1 protein-coding gene and 1 pseudogene are annotated in these 556 nt (G+C 41.7%); both read right to left on the reverse strand.

The genetic code is table 11. The features are described from left to right. Nucleotides 1-331 (reverse strand): annotated as a pseudogene (locus J7R05_RS07610) (YfjI family protein); the annotation flags it as partial. Beyond that, the coding region (locus J7R05_RS07615) for a toprim domain-containing protein (RefSeq protein WP_208541805.1) at nucleotides 328-556 on the reverse strand (229 nt) is incomplete at its 5' end. The gene J7R05_RS07615 and the pseudogene J7R05_RS07610, both read right to left, overlap by 4 nt.

Genomic DNA, 556 nt, shown 5'->3' on the forward strand with positions numbered 1-556 from the left:
CATCATGTTGTTTTGGAGCAATCCGTACGCCATTGCCAATGACAGCAGCCAAACCACAGAGAGCAGAGACAGCAATAAAATCCATTGGAGCTTGTTGACGCTCTGAAACGTCATAAATATAGTTCATGAATGACATTGGCAGCTGTAATGGATTAAAAGGCTCGACGGGTAAAAGAGCATTCTCAATTGGTTGTAATTCTCCCCACCCATTTTGTTGCAAGGCTTGTTCATAAGGAATGACTTTTAAACAAGCATTATCGTTTAAAGAGGCATTATCGTTATCATTGACGGGGGTATTTTCATTGTTGTTTTGTAAATGACTATCTTTCATAGTTCCCTCTTTTGAGAAAGTAATACGTTATTAAAATCGGCTCCTTTTGGAGCTTGCATGATAAAGACCTCAAAGCCTTGGCTATAAGCACGCTTTGCTAGGCTAAAACCTGCTTTACGCCCCGCATCATCCCCATCCATTGCAATGGTGAGACGAGATTTAGTATCGGGTAAATTCACACGCATCATGCCACTGGTTGAAAGGGACGCCCATAAATTAACGGGC

It is taken from the genome of Bartonella capreoli (genome assembly GCF_902813205.1).
Lineage (GTDB): Bacteria > Pseudomonadota > Alphaproteobacteria > Rhizobiales > Rhizobiaceae > Bartonella > Bartonella schoenbuchensis.